Source organism: Rhodococcus sp. 14-2483-1-2 (genome assembly GCF_002259405.1).
Classification (GTDB): domain Bacteria; phylum Actinomycetota; class Actinomycetes; order Mycobacteriales; family Mycobacteriaceae; genus Rhodococcoides.
The window spans coordinates 76,364-97,254 of the sequence record NZ_NPFW01000023.1; the positions used below are offsets into that span (position 1 = coordinate 76,364).

A 20,891-nucleotide genomic window follows, 5' to 3' on the forward strand; every position below is an offset into this window, starting at 1 on the left:
AGCTTCGCCATCGTGGTGTTCTTCCGACGTACCGACGTCAATTCGCGGTTGTGGAACACCCGGGTCGCCCCCGTACTGGGCAGCGTTGGCCTCATTGCGATCACGGTGCTTGTCCTGGACAATTTCACCGCTCTCATTGGCGGCTCTGCGGGTGGTCGCCACCACGTTCCTCGTAATGCTCTGTCTCGTGTTCGTCGCAGGCGTGATCGGTGGCCTTGTCATCGACAACAAGCGCACAGGCATCCTCACTCGATCGCGACGACACAACTCCTTGAGCCTCGATCGACACCCGATTGTGGCGAGCTCGGGCCACCGAGGATTGTCGGTGGTGCTTCTGCGTCGAGGTCAGCTATCGACTGCGACGTCGGAGAGCGCGTCGCCCCTGCCGGCCGCTTCCGGATCCGTTTCGAGCATTGCAGCCACAGCTCTGGCACTCTCGATCCAGTCAGCAACCAGACGTCCCTGCACGTTTTGCGGTACCTGAGCGAGCCGAAGAGTCAGGGTGTGGCGACCGGCCGGATCGCGGACGGGCAGCACGATCGACCCGACGTTGTAAGTGCCCTGCTCGAACAGCACCTGTGGACGGTAGTCGACGGAGGTACGGCCGATCTGTGCACGAATCTCGCGTTCCTGTCTCGGCGTCAGGCGGCCGGATTCGTATTTTTTGGTGGCCTGACGCATCTCCGTGTACGCCGCGGAGCCCTCGGAGGGAAGGAATGAGATCCCGTACCCGTGTTCGCGGATGAAGTCGAGCCGGTTCCTGTGAACCTGCGTGTCCTTCTCGTCACCCTTCAGCTTGTCGATCCAGCGATTCTGCTCGGCTTCCGGGAGAGCGAAGACGTACGAGTCACCGATCGGCGGGACGATCGGTATCCGCTGCGCCAGACCAGCATCGCGATCGACGCCCGGTGCTGTCGCAGAGAGCACCGTGGCCATCTCGTCGGCACTGACCGCAGTCAAAACCGATACTTCGCAACCGATCTCGGCGGCGAGGGCTTCGACCTCGGAGCGTGCAGCGTGGGCGGCGTGAATGGCCGGGAGAATTTCGTGGTCCATCCGGGCGAGTAACGAAGTACAGACGAAGCTGCCGTAGCCGCCCTGGAAGAAGATCAGCGGGGATACCGGGTTCGTGATCGCCATGTCCTGAACCTCGCAGAGCACGATCCAATGATCGCCGGCGTCGACGGTCTTCCATATCTCGGTATCGATCCATCCGATCGCGTCGGTGAGAACCGGGCTTCCTTGTGGCGATGGGTACCAATCGATTCCGTCGAATTTGTTCTCCCAGCGCTGGGCGATCGACATCACCTCGCGTTCCTGATCGCCGCCGACGATGTTAATGCACAGCGAAGAACACTCCTCCATCTTCGTGAAGGTGCGCGAGGTCTTCATGGGCATGAAAGACACCAGCGGTGGATCCAGCGAAACGGAACTGAATGTGCCGACCACGAGCGCAAGCAATTCGCCCGTGGGATGGACACCGGTCACCACCGCGACTCCCGTCGGGTAGTGCCCCGTCACTTCTCGAAACGTTCTCTGCGCATCCTCTATTGCCACTGCGTTGGGCATGTCGATCTCCTGAGCATTCTCGACGGATAACCGAATTGGTATGACTCCAAATCCTCCAGAGCGCCGACAAGGGCATCGACGAGGGCCGACGGCCGGTCTCGGCACCAGGCCAACGCCAGATCGATGGTGCTCGCGCCGGCGATGTCGCGGAACACGACGCCGTCTGCTCGCCCGCCAGGTGCTGTCTGCTGTCCACGACACCATCCGTGAGCACAATGTCACCTACGACGAGTACAACGCCCTCAAGGCGTGGCTGATCAACGTCGGTCAGACCGGCGAGTGGCCGCTCTTCCTCGACGTCTGGGTGGAGCACGTCGTCGAAGAAGTTGCAGGCGAAGCACGCGAGGGAAGCAAGGGCACCATCGAAGGCCCGTACTACGTTCCGGGCGCACCGGAGTTGGGTTCGGCCGCCATCCTGCCCACCCGCGACGGTGAGCTCGGCACCCCGCTGCTGTTCCAGGGTCAGGTGAGGGCGGTGGACGGTACGCCGCTCGCGCACTCGGTCATCGAGATCTGGCATGCCGACGCCGATGGCTTCTACTCGCAGTTCGCGCCCGGAATCCCGGAGTGGAATCTGCGCGGCACGGTGACCACGGACGATCAGGGTCAGTTCTGGATTCACACCATGAAGCCTGCGCCGTATCAGATCCCGACCGACGGTGCCTGCGGCAATCTCATCTCCGCCGCCGGCTGGCACCCGTGGCGTCCGGCGCACCTGCACCTCAAGGTTGCGGCCGATGGCTACCAGCAGATCACCACTCAGCTCTACTTCCCCGGTGATGCACACAACGACGACGACGTTGCCGACGCCGTCAAGCCGGAGCTCATCCTCGACCCCCGGGAGGTCGACGGTGGCCAAGAGGTGACCTACGACTTCGTACTCGACAAGGGCTGAGACACATGCTCTTTGCCGTGAAGATGGATGTCGCGCTGCCGCAGGATCTCGACGCGGACGTACGAACCGACACTCTCGCACGAGAGAAGGCGTACTCGCAGCAGCTGCAGCGCGACGGTGAATGGGTGAGTATCTGGCGCATCGTCGGCCAGTACTCCAACCTCAGCATCTTCGACGTGCGCGACAACGAGCGACTCCACGAGATCCTGTGGAATCTACCGCTGTTCCCGTACATGTGCATCGACGTGAGCCCGCTGGCCCAGCACCCGTCGGACATTTCTGCGGAGTGGAAGAAGGGCCCGCACGAGTAACTGTGGACGGGGGATTCCGACTCGGGCCGAGAGCTAACCAACGCCCTGCACCGTCCGGCTGAGCACTCGACGGTGCAGGAACCCGACTGATTCAACGCCGGTGCCGTATCCGCATTGGTTGACTGCTGACGGCCGGACACTTCGATGTTGCACAGGATGCCTCGTGCGCCGCTACTGAGATATCCTCTGCCGCCATTGATGCACCCAGCCGTACCTGCCACCGCCGGTACGAATATCGACACACGTAGCCACCCAGCACGAAACGCCCGCTCCGAAAGCTGGAGCGGGGGCTTCCACTACTTCGGCCTCAGTCGTTTTCAGGGAAGCCGAGGTTGATGCCTCCGTGACTCGGGTCGAGCCATCGGCTGGTGACGGCCTTGCCGCGGGTGAAGAAGTGCACGCCTTCCATTCCGTGGGCGTGGGTGTCACCGAACAGACTGTTCTTCCAGCCACCGAAGCTGTAGTACGCCATGGGCACCGGGATCGGGACGTTGATGCCGATCATGCCGACCTCGACCTCGTTCTGGAAACGCCGGGCCGCACCGCCGTCGTTGGTGAAGATGGCGGTGCCGTTGCCGTACGGGTTCGAGTTGATGAGTTCGAGTGCCTCGTCGTATGTATCGACACGGACCACCGACAGGACCGGTCCGAAGATCTCGTCGGTGTAGATGGACATGTCGGTGGTGACATTGTCGATCAGCGTCGGGCCGAGCCAGAAGCCGTCCTTGCCGCCGTCGGCCTGGACCGTACGGCCGTCGACCACGATGGTGGCACCGGCGGCTTCTCCGGCATCGACGTACGAGGCAACCTTGTCGCGGTGTGCCTTGGTCACCAGCGGTCCCATATCGGCACCCGTGGTTCCGTCTCCGGTGACCAGCGGCGTGGTGCGTTCGACGATCTTCGCAACGAGGTCGTCGGCGATGTTCCCGACGGCGACCAGCGCGGAGATGGCCATGCATCGCTCGCCTGCCGATCCGAAGCCAGCGTTGACCATCGCGTCGGCGGCGAGGTCGAGATCGGCGTCGGGGAGGACGATGGCGTGGTTCTTCGCGCCGCCGAGAGCCTGGACGCGCTTACCGTGCGAGGTGCCGGTGGAGTAGACGTATTGAGCGATCGGCGTCGACCCGACGAAGCTGATCGACTTGATCGACTTGTTCTCGAGCAGTTCGTCGACAGAGACCTTGTCACCCTGGAGCACGTTGAAGACACCGGGAGGTAGGCCAGCCTCTTCCCAGAGCTCGGCGATCCACAGCGACGCCGTCGGATCCTTCTCGCTGGGCTTGAGAACTACGGTGTTGCCTGCCGCAATGGCGATGGGGAAGAACCACATCGGAACCATCGCCGGGAAGTTGAACGGGCTGATGATGCCCACGGGGCCGAGAGGCTGCCGGATCGAGTAGATGTCGACCTTCGTCGACGCGTTCTCGGTGAAGCCACCCTTGAGCAGATGGGGAATGCCACAAGCGAATTCGACGACTTCCTGGCCGCGACTGATCTCGCCGAGTGCATCGGAGAGAACCTTGCCGTGCTCGGCGGTGATGATCTCGGCGAGCTCGCCTTTCTTGGCGTTGAGCAATTCACGGAACTTGAAGATGATCGCGGTTCGCTTGGCCAGCGAGGTGTCTCGCCAGGCCGGGAATGCCGCTGCGGCAGAGGCGATGACCGCGCGTGCATCGTCGACGGTGGCCAGCGCTACCTGTCCGGTGATCTGTCCGGTCGCGGGGTTGGTGACCGGAGCGGTCTTGTCTGACGTGCCGGCGAACGGCTTTCCGTCCACCCAGTGTGCAATAACGTTGTCGGTCATGTTGTGTCCCTAGGTAAGTGAAAATCAGGAGTGCTCGGAGACGTACTTCCGAATGGTGTCGAGCTGATAGCGCGAGACCTCGTGCGCGTTCTCGTTCTCCGCGAACACACTCGAGACCATGACGGTGTCGCGGTCGTAGAAGCCGAGCTTGCCGAGGCCGCCGAAGAACTGGTTCCAATCGACATCGCCGTCACCGATCTTGAGGTGCTGATGCACGCGTACGGCGTTGCCCGGAGGATTGGTGATATGCTAAGGCTTACGCGAGCGGTTCTCGCGCCTCCCCGAGATCTGCCACGAAATCGGTCAAGTCGAGAGACGTCGTGATGGAACGGAGTCGGATCGAGAGCGATCTTCATTCGCTTCACGCGCCCGGGATCGAGGAACGCAGAACCATGTCCACGGCCACGGGAGCACCCGACTCGAGCGACTTCACTCCGGCCTCGCACACAGCTGCTGCAGCATAGCCATCCCATGCGCCGGGACCGTCGACGTAGTTGCCGGTCTCGGCACCCGAGCGCACGGCGTCGACCCACCGCTGAATTTCCGTGTCGTATGCCTGACCGAAGCGCTCCTTGAACGACGGTGTGATCGTGCCGCCCCAGGTTCCGGGTGCGGACCTACGCACCAGGCCCACATCGAGACCGATCATGGCACTACCGCGTTCGGCCACGACCTCTGTCCTGACCTCGTACGCGACACCCGTGGTCACGAACACCTCCGCGTCGACGTGCCGACCGGTCTCGGTCGCGAAGATGGCGATCTGTGGATCCTTCAGTCCCGCCGGCGCATTCGTGTTGGCCGACGGTGTGATGATCTGCACGGTCGTGATTTCCTCGTCGAGCAGGAAGCGGGTGACGTCGACTTCGTGCACCAGCGAATCCTTGACGATCATCGCGCTGTCGAAATGCGGCGGCACCGCCGGGTTTCGATGTGCGCAGTGCACGACGAGCGGCCGACCGATATCTCCGGAGTCGATCAAAGCTTTGAGATCTGCGTACTCGTTGTCGAAGCGGCGCATGAATCCGACCTGGATGAGTTTCTTACCCAGTTCGGCCTCCGCCTTCACCACTGCGAGCGAGGTTTCGACGTCCGTGGTCAGCGGCTTCTCGCACATGACGGGCTTGCCGTACTCGAGACACGCGAGGAGCTGCTTCTCGTGTGTCGGACCGGGGGTCGCGAGCAACACGGCATCGACCTCGGGATCGGCGATGGCGTCGCTCGGGTCGTTGACGACCCGAGCGCCAGGGATGGACGCGGCGAGCTCTTCGGCCTTTTCGGTGAAGTAGTCGTTGACGACGGCAACGCGTGCACCGGCGATCTTCGAGGAGATGCGAGCGACGTGGTCGGCCCCCATCATGCCGACACCGAGGACTGCGATGCGCAGTTCGTTGGTCATGAAAAAAGTCTCCTTGCGGGTATCAGCTGAACTGGACGGACGGGACCCCGCGGGCTGTTTGGGAAGTCGATGATCGGTGACGGTGTTCGTCAGTGTTCCGACGGACGCAGGAACGGCCGCTGAATCTTCTTCCACGTCTGGTATGTCTCGTATGCGGTCCGCGTCGACTCGAGGGTCGAGGTGGCACTGACCGGCACATCCCACCAGGACTCGGAATCCGGAGCAGCGATGAGTGGGTCGGTTTCGACGTGGATGACCGTGCTCGTCTCGCTCGCCTTGGCCGCCTTCACCGCATCAGTGAACTCGCTTCCGTTGTTCACGCGGACGACGTCGACGCCGAGGCTTGCCGCATTCGCGGCGAGGTCGACGGGCAGGATGCCACCGTCCAGGCGGCCTTTCCACAGCCCCGTCGCTTCGCTCGCCCCGTCGTCACTGCGATACCGGTAGTCGGTGCCGAATCGCTGGGATCCCAACGACTCCGACAGTGATCCGATGGATGCGAACCCGTGGTTCTGCACCAAGATCATGATGACCTTGACGCCTTCCTGTACGGCGGTGACCAGTTCGGTCGCCATCATGAGGTAGGAGCCGTCGCCGACCAGGATGAACACGTCGCGGTCGGGCTCGGCCATCTTCGCACCGATACCGCCTGCCACCTCGTAACCCATGCACGAGAAGCCGTACTCGACGTGATACCCCTTCGCATCCCTTGTGCGCCAGAGCTTGTGCAGATCACCCGGCATCGAACCGGCTGCACACACCACGACGTCGCGGGGGTCGGACAAGGTGTTCGCGAGACCGATGACCTGGTTCTGATTCAGCGGTGCGGACGAATCCTCGATGGCATACACCGACGTCACCGTGTCGTCCCATGCCTGTGCGAGCTCGGCGACTCTGCTGCGATAGTCGTCCGAGACCGTGAAGTCCCCGAGTGCCTCGGCCAGCGCGTCGAGGCTCTCGCGGGCGTCGGCGACGACGGAGACACCGCCCTGCTTGACCGAGTCGATCGAGGCCACGTTGATGTTGACGAACTTCACGTCGGGGTTGGTGAACGCGGTGCGCGAAGCGGTAGTGAAATCGCTGTAGCGCGTACCGATTCCGATCACGACGTCGGCTTCGGTGGCGAGCGCATTGGCGGCCGTCGTTCCGGTGGAGCCGACGGCACCGACCGATTGCGGGTGGTCGTACGGCAACGATCCCTTGCCCGCCTGGCTCTGCCCGACGGGGATACCCGTCGCTGCGCAGAACGAGGCAAGTGCATCGGTTGCACGCGAATAGATCACGCCGCCGCCTGCGACGATCAGCGGCTTCCGCGCACTGCGAATCACCTCGGCCGCCCGCTCGACGGCGGACTTCTCCGGAACAGGCCGGGCCATGTGCCACGTGCGGGGAGCAAACAACGATTCCGGCCAGTCGAATGCTTCGGCCTGCACGTCCTGCGGGATGGCGACAGTCGCCGCACCCGTCTCGACCGGATCGGTGAGCACGCGCATCGCACCGAGCAGAGCGCTCGGCAGCTGCTCGGGGCGCCACACCCGGTCGAAATAGCGCGACAGGGGCTTGAACGCATCATTGACCGTGACGTCGCCGCTCGACGGAAGCTCGAGCTCCTGCAGCACCGGCGCGCTGGCGCGGGTCGCGAAAGTATCTGCGGGAAGCAGCAATACAGGAAGACGGTTGATCGTGGCCAGAGCTGCGCCGGTCAGCATGTTGGTCGAGCCCGGCCCGACGCTGGCCGTCACTGCCCAGGCCTGCAGACGGTCTTTCTGGCGCGCATAGGCGACGGCGCTGTGCACCATGGCTTGTTCGTTACGTCCGAGGACGTACGGCAAGTCCGGTTCGGTGCCGGCTTCGACGGCGTCGATCTCGGCCTGCAGCAATGCTTGCCCGAGGCCAGCGACATTCCCGTGACCGAAAATGCCGAAGGCTCCCGCGAAGAACTTGGTGCGGACGCCGTCACGCTCGACGAACTGGTTGGCCAGAAACTTCACGACGGCCTGCGAGACAGTCAGATGCACTGTCGGTTCGGCGTTGTCGTTCTTGCTCGCCGAGATCGGCGCTGTGGACACCACAGTCATGCTCCTGTCGGTGCGGTGTGGAGGGGAAGGCGGGGGTCGACCGGCTGATCGGTCCAGCTGCCGCGAATCCACGTGTGTTCGGGATCGTCGACGATGTTCCAGGCACGCTCGGCACCCGGTCCGGCCATGACGTTCAGGTAATACATGTGATAGCCGGGGGCAGCAACGGACGGACCGTGGTAACCATGCGGCACGAGGACCACGTCTCCCGTTCGCACTTCTTCGAGCACCTCGATCGGTCGCTGCGGGGTGCCGTAGACCCGGTGGTAGCCGAAACCTGCAGTGCCCTGAGGCCCGTCGGCGATCTCGAAGTAGTAGATCTCCTCGAGCGCCGATTCGGTCGCGGTGTTCTCGTCGTGCTTGTGGCCGGGATACGAGGACCAGTTACCACCGGGGGTGATCACCTCGCAGGCGATGATCGAGTCGGCCTCGAACGCGTCTGCCGTACCGAAATTGTGGACCTGCCGACTGCAATTACCCGCGCCGCGCAGTTCGACCGAAATATCCGAAGCGGGCACGTAGCGGAACGGGAGCTCGTTCTTCGCCCGCGCACCGCACAGGGCAAATCGGCCACCGGCTGCGCTGGCCACCGAGTACGCCGAACCTTTGCCGACGTAGGCGAAGTCGGACGGGCCGTCGAACACCGATGCACGGCCGGCTAGCTCGAACGTGGTGCCGACACTGGTCACCGATGCCGATCCCGCCAACGGGAGCACCATGATCTCGTCCGGACCCGAATTCAGGTCCACCGACTGACCGGCAGAGAGCGTGATAGTCCACAGGCTCGATTCGGTCCACCCTGCGCTGTCGGGTGTGACGGCGACGTCGAATCCGTTTTTGCTACCTGCGCCGGCAGCGATGTAGTACTCGGAGTTCATGTTTCACCTCACCATGTCGACGGCGGTACCGACAGCAGCTTCGACGTTTCCGTCCGGCGGGTAGAGCAACGTGCGACCGACGATCAGGCCCCGAACCGCGGGAATCTCCAGCGCGCGCGCCCAACTGGCGTACGTCTCCTCCGGAGCGGTCTGCGGGTCGCCACCGAGGAGCAGAGTCGGGAACGTCGTTGCATCCATGACGCGTTCCATCTCGGGCACGACGGGAAGCTTCATCCACGTGTGGGCCGAGCTGGATCCGAGGCCTTGGGTGATGTGAATCGATTTGATGACCGCGTCGGTACTCAAGTCGTTCTTGACGCGACCTTCGACCCTGCGCGAGAGGAACGGCTCGACCATGGCGATGAGGTTCGCGGCGGCCAATTCGTCGATTGCCTGCGCGCAGGCGGTCATCGTCGCCAGGGTGCCCGGATCGTCGAGCGCGATCCGGGTGAGCATCTTCGCACCGTTCATCCGCGCCTTGGCCGTGGAAGCCGCTGTGGCACCGGTCATTCGATCGTCCAACTCGAACGACGCGCCGGCCAAGCCACCGCGGTTCATCGACGAGAAGACCACCTTGTCCTCGAGCGCACCGAGCAGCACGAGGTCGTCCAGGATGTCGGCGGACCCGAGCACACCGTCCACGCCGGGGTTGGCGAGCGCAGTGCGGAGCCGGTCCAGCAGCTCGGTGCGGCTGTTCATGGCGGTCATGTTCGAGCCGACCGACAGCGCTCCCCGTGCCGGGTGGTCGGCAGCCACGATCATCAGCCGGCCGTTGCCACGGATCGTCGGGCGGGTGACACGAGTCGCCCATGCACGTTCGATGGCCTGCGGGTCGGTGGCGCGAATCGCGGTGACCTCGGCGTAACTGGCGGCCGCGGGTGCGAGGCTCAAGGTGGTCTCAGACATTGACAGCCTCCGTAGCGGTTTGTTCGGCGAGTAGAGCGACTTCGGTGGCGGTGGGCATTGCCGTCGAACATTCGAGGCGCGATGCCACGATCGCTCCTGCGGCATTGCCGTAACGCAGGATCTTCTCCAGGGGCCAACCGGCCAGCAAGCCGTGGCACAGCGAACCGCCGAAGCTGTCTCCCGCCCCGAGTCCGTTGACCACGTCGACGAAGTTCGGTGCCACGGTGACGGTCTGCGTCTTGGTCTTGCCGAGAACACCTTTCGGGCCCATCTTGACGATGGCGAGGGAGACTCCGAGATCGAGGAGCGCATCGGCCGCCTTGTGCGGGTCCGTTTCGCCGACTGCGATCTGGCACTCTTCCTTGTTTCCGACGGCGACCGTGACCTGCGCGAGCGCCCGGCGCACCTGCTCCGTCGCGGCGGCGGGCGAATCCCAGAACATCGGCCGGTAGTCCAGATCCAGCACGGTCAACGGTGCTCGATCTCGGGCCTCCCATGCAGCGAAATGAGCGCTGCGACTTGGTTCTTCGGACAAACCGGTGACTGTCGACCAGTACAGGCGTGCGTTGCGGACAGCATCCACGTCGATGTTCTCCGGACGAATCTGGAGGTCGGGTGCCGATGGCTTCCGATAGAAGTACAGCGGAAAGTCGTCGGGCGGGAAGATCTCGCAGAACGTGACCGGAGTCGCGAACTGGTCGTCGGTGACGACGAATCGGTTGTCGACGCCCAACCGGGCCAGTTCAGCTGCCACGTATCGACCGAAGGGGTCGTTGCCGACGCCGGAGATCAACGCCGAGCGGCAGCCCAGTCTCGCGGCGGCGACGGTGACGTTCGCGGCGCTACCGCCCAGGAACTTTCCGAAGGTGTCCACCTCCTCGAGACCGACGCCGGTCTGCAGAGGATAGATATCGACACCGCTTCGCCCGATGGCGAGGACGTCGAAGGCCGCGGTGTTCGCGTCGGCTGAGGTGGTCACGATCGACTCCATTGGTGTGAGGTGTTCGTTTTCGATGAGGGCTTCCGCACGTTTCTTCGGTGCGTCCACTGTGCGTGAGCTCACATACGAATGTCAATAGTTTGTCCTGACATTCTTACTTCCGGTCAAGTGATGTTATCCATCCCCTAGACTTCGTACAAGCCGGTGCCCCACAGCGCCCACCGACAGACGGGAGAGACCAGTGACCACGTCGAACACAGCGGCGGCTGGAACCGAGGCGGCTCAACTGCCCGTCGAACTCAACCGGTCGAGTCCGGTGCCCCTGTACTTTCAACTGGCCCAAGCAATCGAATCCGCCATCCTGCAGGGCGTCCTCGCGCCGGGAGAACGCTTCGAGAACGAACTGGCTCTTGCCAAACGACTGAGCCTGTCTCGTCCCACCACTCGCCGCGCAATACAAGAACTCGTCGACAAGGGGCTGCTGGTACGTAAGCGGGGCGTCGGCACACAGGTGGTTCAGAGTCCGGTCCACCGACCGGTCGAGCTCACCAGCCTGTTCGATGACCTCGCCCGCGCCGGGCAGAATCCGACAACCCGCCTCCTCGACTACCAGGTCGGTCCGCCGACCCACGACGTCGCACAGGAACTGAACATCTCCGACACGACGGACGTCGTCACCATTCGCAGGCTCCGAAGCACCAACGGTGAGCCGCTCGCGGTCATGGTCAATTATCTGCCGAGCGAACTGGCCCCGGAGCCGGACGAGCTGGAGACCCAGGGCCTGTACTCCTCGTTGCGTACGCGAGGAGTACACATCAGGCTCGCCCGCCAACGCATCGGTGCCCGCGCGGCCGACCGCGACGAGGCGGCCCTGCTCGACGAAAAATACAAGGCACCCCTACTGACCATGCACCGCACCGCTTTCGACGACTCGGGCAGCGTCGTCGAGTTCGGCGCGCACGTATACCGGGCGTCCCGGTACTACTTCGACACCACCCTCGTCGATCGCTGAGCGAATCGCGGGAGCCGCCGAAGTCGACACACAGAATCGCGTGACTCGAAAGCATTGACGGGCCGCCGGCAGCGACGGAGTAGACCTACCGTGCAGACCGAGATTCGCTCAGCGAGACCGGCACCGCACTACTGGTCATCGACTACCGCTCATGGCGAGCGTTCGCGACCGAACCCCCTCTTCACGAACCACAACTGGCCGGGGTTCGTTGTTCCGTCGACTACGTCGCGAAACCCTCTGCCATACAACGACTGACGTCATCTCGACTCTCCGGAGACCCGGCACCGCCTCGGGGTCGAATCGCCGGGTCGTGGCCGCCAAGCCCCCGGGTAGATATTCTAATGTCCGGACAAACTATTGACTTTTCGGTGTGATCGGTATTACATCTTTTCAAGCAGTGCGCCCGGCCCGACATCAGCGGGTCGTCTGGTCATCGAGAGGATGTTTGGAAAATGACGTCTCGTGTGGGTTCGGTAGCGGATAGGGCCCCAAAGAACCTGGGGCGCAAAACCATCGCACTGGCGATGGGGGTCGCGTTGGCGGCATCGGTCGCCGCGTGTTCGTCCTCGGGAGGTGCTCCCGAGGAGTCCGACTCCGGGAACAACGCGGGAGTCGCCGACACACCGGCGGCGACGATAGCGATGATCACCCACGAGGCACCCGGCGATACGTTCTGGGACCTCGTGCGCAAGGGTGCCGAAGCCGCGGCCGCGAAGGACAACATCGAACTGCGCTACTCCGCAGATCCCGAAGCACCCAACCAGGCCAACTTCGTCCAGAGCGCGATCGACTCGAAGGTCGACGGCATCGCTGTGACGCTGGCCAAGCCCGACGCGATGGCCCCCGCCGTCGAGACGGCCACTGCCGCGGGCATTCCCGTGGTCGCGTTCAACTCCGGATACGACTCCTGGAAGGACATGGGAGTCGGCCAGTACTTCGGCCAGGACGAGACCATCGCCGGTCAGGCCGCAGGTGCCCGCCTGACCGCGGACGGTGCGAAGAAGACCCTCTGCATCATCCATGAGCAGGGTGCCGTCTCGCTCGAGGCACGCTGCGCCGGCGTCGAGCAAGGATTCACCGACGGTTCCACGGAGATCCTGAACGTCAACAACAAGGATCTGCCGTCGGTAGAAGCCACGATCACAGCCAAATTGCAGCAGGATCCCGCCATCGATCACATCGTTGCGCTCGGTGCCCCGATCGCATTGACTGCGGTCCAGTCCAAGGCAAACGCCGGTAGCAACGCCACCGTTGTCACCTTCGACACCAACGCCGCGCTCGTCGACGCAATCAAGTCCGGCGATGTTGCCTGGGCGATCGATCAGCAGCCGTACCTGCAGGGCTACCTGGCCATCGACGCGCTGTGGCTATACATCAACAACGGCAACACCATCGGCGGCGGCACCCCGGTTCTGACCGGACCCGCGTTCATCGACTCGTCCAATATCGACGCCATCGCCGAGTACGCCCAGAACGGTACTCGCTGAGCCCGACGCTCGCCGGCACGCGATTCGCTGCCGGTGAGCGTCGTACCAGTAGGAAGGAACACCATGTCCACGCAGGCCGATCTGGATCTGTCCAAACACACTGTCGTCGTCGATGAGCGAGTCAAGAAGCAAAAGCCGTTGCAGCGGTTACTGATTCGACCGGAAATCGGTGCCCTGTTCGGCGCAATCATCATCTTTGTCTTCTTCTGCATCGTCGCACCACCGTTCCGCTCCCCCGAAGCCCTCGCCACCGTCCTCTACGCGTCGTCGACGATCGGCATCATGGCCATCGGGGTCTCGTTGCTGATGATCGGCGGCGAGTTCGACCTCTCCACCGGGGTTGCGGTCACCTTCTCGTCCATCATGGCGTCGATGATTGCCTACAACCTGCACCTGAACGTGTGGATCGGATCGGCGCTGGCGTTGGTACTGGCGCTGTCGGTCGGGTTCCTCAACGGATACCTGGTGATGAAGACCAAGATCCCCTCGTTCCTGATCACACTCGCAAGCTTCTTGATGCTGACCGGCATCAACCTCGCCGTCACCAAATTGGTGACCGGACAGGTAGCAACACAGTCGATCTCGGACATGGACGGATTCGATTCCGCCAAAGCGGTGTTCTCCTCCTCGTTCTCACTGTTCGGGATTTCGATCCGCATCACCGTGGTGTGGTGGATCGTGTTCACTCTCGCAGCCACCTGGGTACTGATGAAGACCCGGATCGGCAACTGGATCTTCGCCGTCGGCGGCAACCAGGACTCGGCTCGCGCGATCGGTGTACCGGTGACGAAGGTCAAGATCGGCCTGTTCATGTTCGTCGGCTTCTGCGCCTGGTTCGTCGGTATGCACCTGCTGTTCGCGTTCAACACCGTTCAGTCCGGCCAAGGCGTCGGCAACGAGTTCCTCTACATCATCGCCGCGGTTATCGGCGGGTGCCTGCTCACCGGCGGGTTCGGAACTGCCATAGGTGCTTTCATCGGTGCGTTCATCTTCGGAATGGCCAACCAGGGCATCGTCTACGCCGGCTGGAACCCCGACTGGTTCAAGTTCTTCCTCGGCGCGATGCTGCTGTTCGCCGTCATCGCCAACAACTCGTTCCGCACCTACGCCGCGAAGAGGTAAATCATGACCGTTCATGCCGACACACCCATCGAATCCGAACCCGCAGGCGGAGGGAATACGCCCCTCATCGAACTGAAGAACGTGGGAAAGAGCTACGGCAACATCATCGCTCTGCAGGGCATCAACCTACGCGTGGGTGCCGGTGAGGTCACCGCAGTCCTGGGCGACAACGGAGCCGGCAAGTCCACCTTGATCAAGATCATGGCCGGCCTGCATCAACAGAGCGAAGGAGAACTGCTCGTCGACGGCAAGGCGACCACGTTCGACTCCCCCAAGGACGCGTTGAACCAGGGCATAGCGACCGTCTACCAGGACCTTGCCGTGGTCGGTCTGATGCCCGTATGGCGCAACTTCTTTCTCGGTCAGGAGCTCCGCAAAGGCAGCGTATTCAAGTCACTCGACACCAATGCCATGCGCGCGACGACCATCGAGGAATTGCACAAGATGGGCATCGATCTACCCGACGTCGATGCACCCATCGGCTCCCTCTCCGGTGGTCAGCGTCAGTGTGTTGCCATCGCCCGCGCCATCTTCTTCGGTGCGCGTGTTCTGATCCTCGACGAGCCGACCGCAGCCCTGGGCGTCAAGCAGTCGGGAATGGTGCTGCGCTACATCTCCGCAGCCAAGGAACAGGGCTTCGGCGTCGTCTTCATCACCCACAATCCCCACCACGCGTACATGGTCGGCGATCACTTCGTCCTGCTCAACCGTGGACGCCAGAAGCTCGACTGCAGCTACGAGGACATCTCGCTCGACGACCTCACGAAGGAAATGGCCGGCGGCGACGAGCTCGACACCCTCACCCACGAACTCCGGCGGTAAGTCGGGTCCGCTACCCACATGCTGTATCGGGCCGGTCCGACAGGACCTGCCCGCACATCTTTCGAAAAGGAGTTTGGTTGTGCGATCGACTCGGTCTGTTCGTGTCGGAGTAGCTGGTTTCGGGTGGATGGGACGGGTGCACACCCAGGCGTATTCGCGTCTGACGCAACACTATCCAGACCTGGGCCTGCGCCCCGAGTTGGCAATGGTCGCGGACGAGCTCGAAGGCCGAGCGGACGACGCTGCCGATCAGTTCGGCTTCACGGCCGCCACCACCGATTGGCACGAGATCCAATCCGAACCCACGATCGAGGCCGTATCGATCACCGCGCCCAACTTCCTGCATCGCACCATCGGCACCGCGATGGCCGAAGCGGGAAAGCACATCTGGATCGAGAAGCCGGTCGGCCTGACCGCCGACGATGCGCGCGCTGTTGCACTCGCGGCGGACAAAGCGGGCGTGCAGACGGCCGTCGGATTCAATTACCGCAACGCTCCTGCGGTCGAGGAAGCCAAAGCCCTGATCGAATCCGGCGAACTCGGAACGATCACTCATGCCAGATTCAGATTCTTCAGCGACTACGCGGCGCATCCCGACGGAGCGCTGAGCTGGCGCTTCGAACGGGCCCGCGGCGGTAACGGCGTACTCGGCGATCTCGCCTCACACGGAGCCGATCTGGTCTACTACCTCCTGGGCGAAATCGAGTCCCTGGTGGCAGACACTGCCATCTTCGTCCCCGAGCGAACGAAGCCGAGCGGGTCCGCCACAGGGCACGCTCTCGCCGCCGGAGGTGAACGCGGGACCGTCGAGAACGAAGACTTCGTCAGCAGCCAACTCCGCCTGCACAGCGGAGCTCGCGTCGTACTGGAAGCCAGTCGCGTGGCCGTCGGCGATCAGAACGCCTACGGATTCGAGATTCACGGCACGAAAGGTGCTGTGTCGTGGGACTTCCGCCGCCTGGGCGAACTCTCCCTCAGCACAGGTCACCGATACCAGGATCAACCTGCCTCCACCGTCTACGTCGGACCCTCGCACGGAGAATACGGCGCATTCCAACCCGGTTCGGCATCCTCCATGGGGTACGACGATCTCAAAGTCATCGAGGCAATGCGCTTCTTCAAATCCATCGCAGACGGAAAGCCCTACGGCGCAACACTACGAGACGCCGTCCGCAGCGCCGAAGTACTCGATGCCATGACCGAATCGGTCGTATCCGGTCGCTGGATCCAACCCGGTCGAGACCGAACGGCTTCGGGTAGCTAGCAGCCATCACTGTGCAGAGGTGTGGTGATCGACCGGTCCACTGCGAAGGACCGAATCTCTATCGGAAGGTACGACCGTCTGGGTGCAACAACATTCGATATGACGCATCTGGCTACTGCCGCCACTGAGTACACAGCAAGGACGACACGGACGTGGCGAGGTGGGATCAACAGCTTCCTGCCCGGCAACCCTCCAACCCGGTGCGACCTCCCCGCACCTGACAACGCAATTTCTTCACATGGACCGCTACCGTTCGGCCTACCGGGACGAGCTCGACGCGCTCCTGCAGTTCGCCGGCGGCACCACCGAACCTCGCTGCGCCGCGCAGGTCGCGGCCGAGGTCGCTTGAGTCGCCGAAGGTACAACCGTTTCCCTTCAACAGCACCGTCAGGTGCAGATCGACGAGGTACAACTGTGAGCGCTATCCGTATTGCCGGAGCACCTATTTCATGGGGAGTGTGCGAAGTCCCGGGGTGGGGCTACCAGATCTCGCCCGACCGGGTACTCACCGAGATGCATGACGCCGGGCTCACCGCGACAGAGGTAGGACCGGAAGGATTTCTACCAGCCGAGCCCGCAGAGCTCGCCGCAACCCTGGACCGCTACAGCCTGACCTCGGTCGGTGGTTTCGCGCCGGTCCTGCTCCACGACTCCGAGCACGATCCTGTTCCCGGAATCGCACCCTTGCTGGCTGCGTTCGTGGCATCGCGCGCCGAAGTGCTTGTACTTGCAGCCTCCACCGGAAGCGAGGGGTACGACTCGCGGCCGGCACTCGACGATGCCGAGTGGTCGACCTTGCTTCGCAACCTCGACCGGTTGCAGGCGGCCGCGGCAAAATACGGTATCCGGGCCGTGTTGCACCCGCACATCGGCACGATGATCGAACGGCGCGACGAGGTGTACCGGGTGTTGGAAGGCTCGACTATCCCGTTGTGCCTGGACACCGGTCACCTGCTGATCGGAGGCACCGACCCGCTCGAGCTTGTCACGAACTTCGCTGATCGGATCACCCACGCCCATCTCAAGGACGTCTCGCTCGCGTTGGCAGCTCGAGTGCAGTCCAGTGAACTCACCTACACCGAAGCCGTCGCTCAGGGCATGTATACGCCCCTCGGTACCGGGGACGTCGACATCGCAGGTGTCGTGGGCGGGTTGCTTAACGCTGGATTCGAGGGCTGGTTCGTGCTCGAGCAGGACACCATCCTCGCCACCGAACCGACGGACGCCGGTCCCGTTCTCGACGTCATCGCGAGTGTCGAGTACTTGCGCAAACTTATGGACGATCGCGCAGGTGTACCTGAATAGCCGCCGACGCAAAAGCGATCCCCGAGGCGGTCGCCGCAAGACTCACCTCTCGAAGATACGGGCCTTCGTGATGAAGCACGACGTAGATCGGCGCGATCCGTTTCGGTAAGGGCGCGGTCGGGCGGGAGTGCTTACAGGTGCAGATCGGTTCGCCCAAGTCCGGTCACCCTCACCGCGGCGCAATTCTGAGCGGGAGAGCATCAGGACGATCAGACGGTTGCGGGCAGATCGGCTTACTCGAAACAACGACACGATCGATCACGGTTCGATCCAGATCAGGTGGAGCCGCATGGCCCGACCGAAGGACAATCTCAGCGTGGCCCCTGCCCTCGGTGGCTTCAGTCGCGTGACTCATACTTTCGGCCTGAACGCCTCTTACGGAATGCGTCGATCCAGTCGATGTTCGGAACTTCTGTCCGGCAGCTAAGGCGGCGAGTCCGCGTGGGATCCGTCCTTTGCGGCTGTGCGGCGGTCGGTGTTCGCCCCTGCCATCGTCGCCTTTTCGAGGGGCGTAGATATGCCCGTGATCGCAGACCATCGCATCGGTCCCGTCGGCTCCGAGAAGGAGTCAGGCGATGGTGATGCCCGAGGTGGTGTCGATGTCGATGACATCAATCCTCCGATGCCAGTCTGAAGGAGAATCCGGCAGCCGAGTCCACTGAAAGGGCCCGAGTTTGCTCACGCTCTTCCCGGCGGAGCCGAGGGTGAGGCCGGGGACTGTGACGGTATCGGACTTGCCAATACTGTTTGTTCCGATCGGCCGCGAAGGGTGACGCTGTCGCCGAACTTCCAGTTCTCGGCCTCGGTCGAGTGAGCACCCTCAACAGTGATTTTGGAGGCCAGTACTGCTCCGGGCACGTTCTTAGCGAGATCAGACAAACGGGCTGCTTCATTCACCGAGTCACCGATGACGGTGTACTCGAACCTCGACTTCGCACCGATGTTTCCTGCAACTGCGCGGCCGGATGCGACGCCGACGGCGGCTCTGCACTCCGGAACTTCCTCACGAAGTCGGACGCTGATCTTCCTGGCCGCAGACAGTGCGGAGCCGCAGCGATCGTCGATTTCACCGGGTGCGCCGAAGATAGCGAGTGCTGCGTCGCCTTCGAATTTGTTGATAAACCCGCCGTGCGCGTCGACCTCGTCGACGACGACAGCGAAGAAGCGGTTTAACAGCGCAACGACCTCGGCAGGAGGCCGCGAGGATGCAATTTCGGTGGAACCAATGAGGTCAATGAAAAACACCGCGATATCGCGTTCTTCGCCGCCGAGTTCGGGGCTTTTCAACAATGCAGCTTCTGCGACTTCGTGACCGACGTGCCGTCCGAATAGGTCTCGGATGGTCTCTCGTTCGCGAACCTTGTCGGCCATTCGGTTGAAGCCGCTCTGCAATTCCCCGAGCTCCGTTCCGTCGTAGACTGCTAGGCGAACGTTCAGGTTGCCGCGTTCGACCTCTGCCATCCCGGAACGAACGTTGCCGATCGGCGCAGTCGTGGCGAACCCGCTGAGAAACGTCAAGAAAAACCCGAACACGAGGGTGATGCCGCCGAGCGCAAGGATTGCGATGGCCATTCTGTCGGATGTGGTTTCATACGGCCGGGTGAAGCTGAAAGTGGCGATGATCATCAGTCCTGAGACCGGTACACCGGTGCCGAGTATCCAGGACAGTATCGAGCGGCCCATCACTCCGGCGATCCTAATTCGGCGCGGATCGCCCGCCTCCAACGCCCGCGCTGCCGCGGGCCGTAATGCGAATTCGCTCAACAGATAGCTGAAGGCGCAGACGACGGTGCCACCGGCGCCGATCGTGAACGCCACCTTGGGAATCGACTGAGGGTCGATGATGCCGTCGATAGTTGTGATCAGAACCAGGCCGACGGTCCACAGGAAAATCTGGACACGCGTGAGTTGCCACGGCATCGACAGGGTGTTGACCTGTTCCTGACGCGTCGGCTCCCGATCTTCGATCGCCCACCGCAGCGCCCGCACCGCTCGGGTGGTCCCCCAGACGACCCCTACTATGAACGCCAAAGCGACGTACGCAGGGATGACAATGACGTTCACCCACCAGTAGGACTCGAGGTCCAACACGTTCGGCCCCGGAACGACGACGCTCACGAGCGCACCCACTATCACTGCGCCGATGAGGTTGGCACCCAGCAGGAACATCGTGAGAAGTACTTGTACGCGCACCCGTCGTATTGTCGGTGACTCTGCTGTATCACCGAGAAGACGTGATCCTAGGGGCGCGGCTGACCGTCGCAGTTTACGCATGATAGTCACAGACTGCTCGACTTACCGCGAAGCAGGCAAGCGGGTACCTTGCATGCTTCGCGGTAAGGTACGACTTCGGACTGTGTTCACTGCCCACCTTCCACCAACCCGGAGGCCGCAGCTGGGCACGTCCGAGGAGTCATTCAGCGTTGCACGCCGACGACCGAGCAACGGGCCCGAATAGAGCTCGTACGTCATTTCACAAGGTCGTACGACCTTCCTGGACCCCAGATTCTTTGCTGTCGAATCGAGGGTTCTGAACAGACTACTCACCATGGCGGCGAGCCTTTGTCGTCCTCGCCGGGCCGGGGATCGCTACCGGAACTGCTCGAATCAGTAGAGGCTCGGGCACCCGACGGTGTCGGGTTTCGGTCGCAGCCGTGATCAATCGAACAGGTGTTTTTCAGTTCGCTGGCTCGTCGAGTGAACGGATGGTTTCTCGGCACGGTCGACGGTGGTCATCGTTCGTCCACCTCACCATTGGTACCAGGTGCAGCGGGCGGGTCGCTCCCCCGTTTCAGTACGAACGCGCGGGTATTGCGGGCTCGCGACTGCTTTGACGACCGTCTGGACGGCGTCAGTGAATAGGTCGCGCAGCTCAGGCCGGCCGCCGCTCGCCGGGATCATCGATGATATTCCGCGTGATCACCACTCTTACTTCGGACTCGACACGTATTGATGGTATCGACTCTCGCACTGTACGACTCGGAGATGCTCGACCGCCAAAAGTCCTGGACCGTACGGGCGAGGTGGAGGGGAAGTCCGCCCCGTCTCTGCACTGGTTCAACGCTGCCCGACTGCACTTCTCGATCAGGTACACCTCGCCCA

The 20,891-nt window shown here is 62.7% G+C and carries 16 protein-coding genes and 1 pseudogene; 8 read left to right on the forward strand and 9 right to left on the reverse strand.

Annotated features, from left to right (window positions below):
* Positions 1–345: 345 nt before the first annotated feature.
* Positions 346–1,569 carry a flavin reductase family protein gene (locus tag CH295_RS25765; protein ID WP_094742302.1) on the reverse strand — a complete coding sequence of 408 codons (1,224 nt, stop codon included), beginning with the start codon at positions 1,567–1,569 and terminating at the stop codon, positions 346–348.
* 40 nt (positions 1,570–1,609) lie between these two features.
* Here CH295_RS25765 and catA point away from each other — a divergent pair, with 40 nt between their 5' ends.
* Positions 1,610–2,464, forward strand: a complete 855-nt coding sequence (gene catA / locus CH295_RS25770) for a catechol 1,2-dioxygenase (RefSeq protein ID WP_094742303.1) — start codon at positions 1,610–1,612, stop codon at positions 2,462–2,464.
* A 5-nt stretch (positions 2,465–2,469) separates the two neighbouring features.
* Positions 2,470–2,775, forward strand: coding sequence for a muconolactone Delta-isomerase (gene catC / locus CH295_RS25775; RefSeq protein WP_094742304.1), 306 nt, complete (start codon positions 2,470–2,472; stop codon positions 2,773–2,775).
* A 307-nt stretch (positions 2,776–3,082) separates the two neighbouring features.
* Here the strand turns inward: catC and CH295_RS25780 are convergent, their stop codons facing one another.
* From CH295_RS25780 to iolC, 7 genes and pseudogenes are all read right to left on the reverse strand, one after another.
* A complete protein-coding gene (locus CH295_RS25780) occupies positions 3,083–4,579 on the reverse strand; it encodes a CoA-acylating methylmalonate-semialdehyde dehydrogenase (protein ID WP_094742305.1) in 1,497 nt (498 codons plus the stop codon).
* Positions 4,580–4,603: 24 nt separating this feature from the next.
* Positions 4,604–4,828, reverse strand: a pseudogene (locus CH295_RS25785) (sugar phosphate isomerase/epimerase); the annotation flags it as partial.
* Between the two features lie 112 nt (positions 4,829–4,940).
* Positions 4,941–5,975 carry a Gfo/Idh/MocA family protein gene (locus CH295_RS25790; RefSeq protein WP_094742555.1) on the reverse strand — a complete coding sequence of 345 codons (1,035 nt, stop codon included), beginning with the start codon at positions 5,973–5,975 and terminating at the stop codon, positions 4,941–4,943.
* An 89-nt stretch (positions 5,976–6,064) separates the two neighbouring features.
* On the reverse strand, positions 6,065–8,053 hold the full coding sequence (gene iolD / locus CH295_RS25795; RefSeq protein ID WP_170946084.1) for a 3D-(3,5/4)-trihydroxycyclohexane-1,2-dione acylhydrolase (decyclizing): 1,989 nt from the start codon (positions 8,051–8,053) through the stop codon (positions 6,065–6,067).
* A complete protein-coding gene (gene iolB, locus CH295_RS25800; RefSeq protein ID WP_094742307.1) occupies positions 8,050–8,931 on the reverse strand; it encodes a 5-deoxy-glucuronate isomerase in 882 nt (293 codons plus the stop codon). Before iolB ends, iolD begins: the two co-directional genes overlap by 4 nt.
* Before the next feature lie 3 nt (positions 8,932–8,934).
* Positions 8,935–9,837, reverse strand: a complete 903-nt coding sequence (locus CH295_RS25805) for a Cgl0159 family (beta/alpha)8-fold protein (RefSeq protein WP_094742308.1) — start codon at positions 9,835–9,837, stop codon at positions 8,935–8,937.
* Positions 9,830–10,828 carry a 5-dehydro-2-deoxygluconokinase gene (gene iolC / locus CH295_RS25810; RefSeq protein ID WP_094742556.1) on the reverse strand — a complete coding sequence of 333 codons (999 nt, stop codon included), beginning with the start codon at positions 10,826–10,828 and terminating at the stop codon, positions 9,830–9,832. Before iolC ends, CH295_RS25805 begins: the two co-directional genes overlap by 8 nt.
* Positions 10,829–11,018: 190 nt before the next feature.
* Between iolC and CH295_RS25815 the strand changes: the two genes are divergently transcribed.
* The 6 genes from CH295_RS25815 (at position 11,019) to CH295_RS25840 (ending at position 17,789) form a co-directional block, all read left to right on the forward strand.
* Complete coding sequence (locus CH295_RS25815) at positions 11,019–11,789, forward strand: GntR family transcriptional regulator (RefSeq protein ID WP_212556215.1); 771 nt, start codon at positions 11,019–11,021, stop codon at positions 11,787–11,789.
* A 452-nt stretch (positions 11,790–12,241) separates the two neighbouring features.
* Entirely contained in the window at positions 12,242–13,276 is a 1,035-nt protein-coding gene (locus CH295_RS25820; RefSeq protein ID WP_094742309.1) for a substrate-binding domain-containing protein, read from the forward strand.
* A 63-nt stretch (positions 13,277–13,339) separates the two neighbouring features.
* A complete protein-coding gene (locus CH295_RS25825) occupies positions 13,340–14,398 on the forward strand; it encodes an ABC transporter permease (protein ID WP_094742310.1) in 1,059 nt (352 codons plus the stop codon).
* 3 nt (positions 14,399–14,401) lie between these two features.
* A complete protein-coding gene (locus tag CH295_RS25830; protein ID WP_094742311.1) occupies positions 14,402–15,220 on the forward strand; it encodes an ATP-binding cassette domain-containing protein in 819 nt (272 codons plus the stop codon).
* 73 nt (positions 15,221–15,293) lie between these two features.
* A complete protein-coding gene (locus CH295_RS25835) occupies positions 15,294–16,484 on the forward strand; it encodes a Gfo/Idh/MocA family protein (protein ID WP_094742312.1) in 1,191 nt (396 codons plus the stop codon).
* Positions 16,485–16,898: 414 nt separating this feature from the next.
* Positions 16,899–17,789 carry a sugar phosphate isomerase/epimerase family protein gene (locus CH295_RS25840; RefSeq protein WP_094742313.1) on the forward strand — a complete coding sequence of 297 codons (891 nt, stop codon included), beginning with the start codon at positions 16,899–16,901 and terminating at the stop codon, positions 17,787–17,789.
* Positions 17,790–18,467: 678 nt separating this feature from the next.
* On the opposite strand, the gene CH295_RS25845 is transcribed toward CH295_RS25840, so the two are convergent.
* Positions 18,468–20,063: an adenylate/guanylate cyclase domain-containing protein gene (locus CH295_RS25845; protein ID WP_094742314.1), complete on the reverse strand. Its 1,596-nt coding sequence runs from the start codon at positions 20,061–20,063 to the stop codon at positions 18,468–18,470.
* Positions 20,064–20,891: the final 828 nt, after the last annotated feature.

What these genes read in the sequence shown, in the direction of transcription:
- CH295_RS25805 (WP_094742308.1), bottom strand. Translation starts at nt 9,837, where the DNA reads ATGTCTGAGACCACCTTGAGCCTCGCACCCGCGGCCGCCAGTTACGCC.
- catC (WP_094742304.1), top strand. Translation starts at nt 2,470, where the DNA reads ATGCTCTTTGCCGTGAAGATGGATGTCGCGCTGCCGCAGGATCTCGAC.
- iolD (WP_170946084.1), bottom strand. Translation starts at nt 8,053, where the DNA reads ATGACTGTGGTGTCCACAGCGCCGATCTCGGCGAGCAAGAACGACAAC.
- CH295_RS25780 (WP_094742305.1), bottom strand. Translation starts at nt 4,579, where the DNA reads ATGACCGACAACGTTATTGCACACTGGGTGGACGGAAAGCCGTTCGCC.
- CH295_RS25820 (WP_094742309.1), top strand. Translation starts at nt 12,242, where the DNA reads ATGACGTCTCGTGTGGGTTCGGTAGCGGATAGGGCCCCAAAGAACCTG.
- CH295_RS25765 (WP_094742302.1), bottom strand. Translation starts at nt 1,569, where the DNA reads ATGCCCAACGCAGTGGCAATAGAGGATGCGCAGAGAACGTTTCGAGAA.
- iolC (WP_094742556.1), bottom strand. Translation starts at nt 10,828, where the DNA reads ATGGAGTCGATCGTGACCACCTCAGCCGACGCGAACACCGCGGCCTTC.
- CH295_RS25790 (WP_094742555.1), bottom strand. Translation starts at nt 5,975, where the DNA reads ATGACCAACGAACTGCGCATCGCAGTCCTCGGTGTCGGCATGATGGGG.
- CH295_RS25830 (WP_094742311.1), top strand. Translation starts at nt 14,402, where the DNA reads ATGACCGTTCATGCCGACACACCCATCGAATCCGAACCCGCAGGCGGA.
- CH295_RS25825 (WP_094742310.1), top strand. Translation starts at nt 13,340, where the DNA reads ATGTCCACGCAGGCCGATCTGGATCTGTCCAAACACACTGTCGTCGTC.
- catA (WP_094742303.1), top strand. Translation starts at nt 1,610, where the DNA reads ATGACTCCAAATCCTCCAGAGCGCCGACAAGGGCATCGACGAGGGCCG.
- iolB (WP_094742307.1), bottom strand. Translation starts at nt 8,931, where the DNA reads ATGAACTCCGAGTACTACATCGCTGCCGGCGCAGGTAGCAAAAACGGA.
- CH295_RS25845 (WP_094742314.1), bottom strand. Translation starts at nt 20,063, where the DNA reads ATGCGTAAACTGCGACGGTCAGCCGCGCCCCTAGGATCACGTCTTCTC.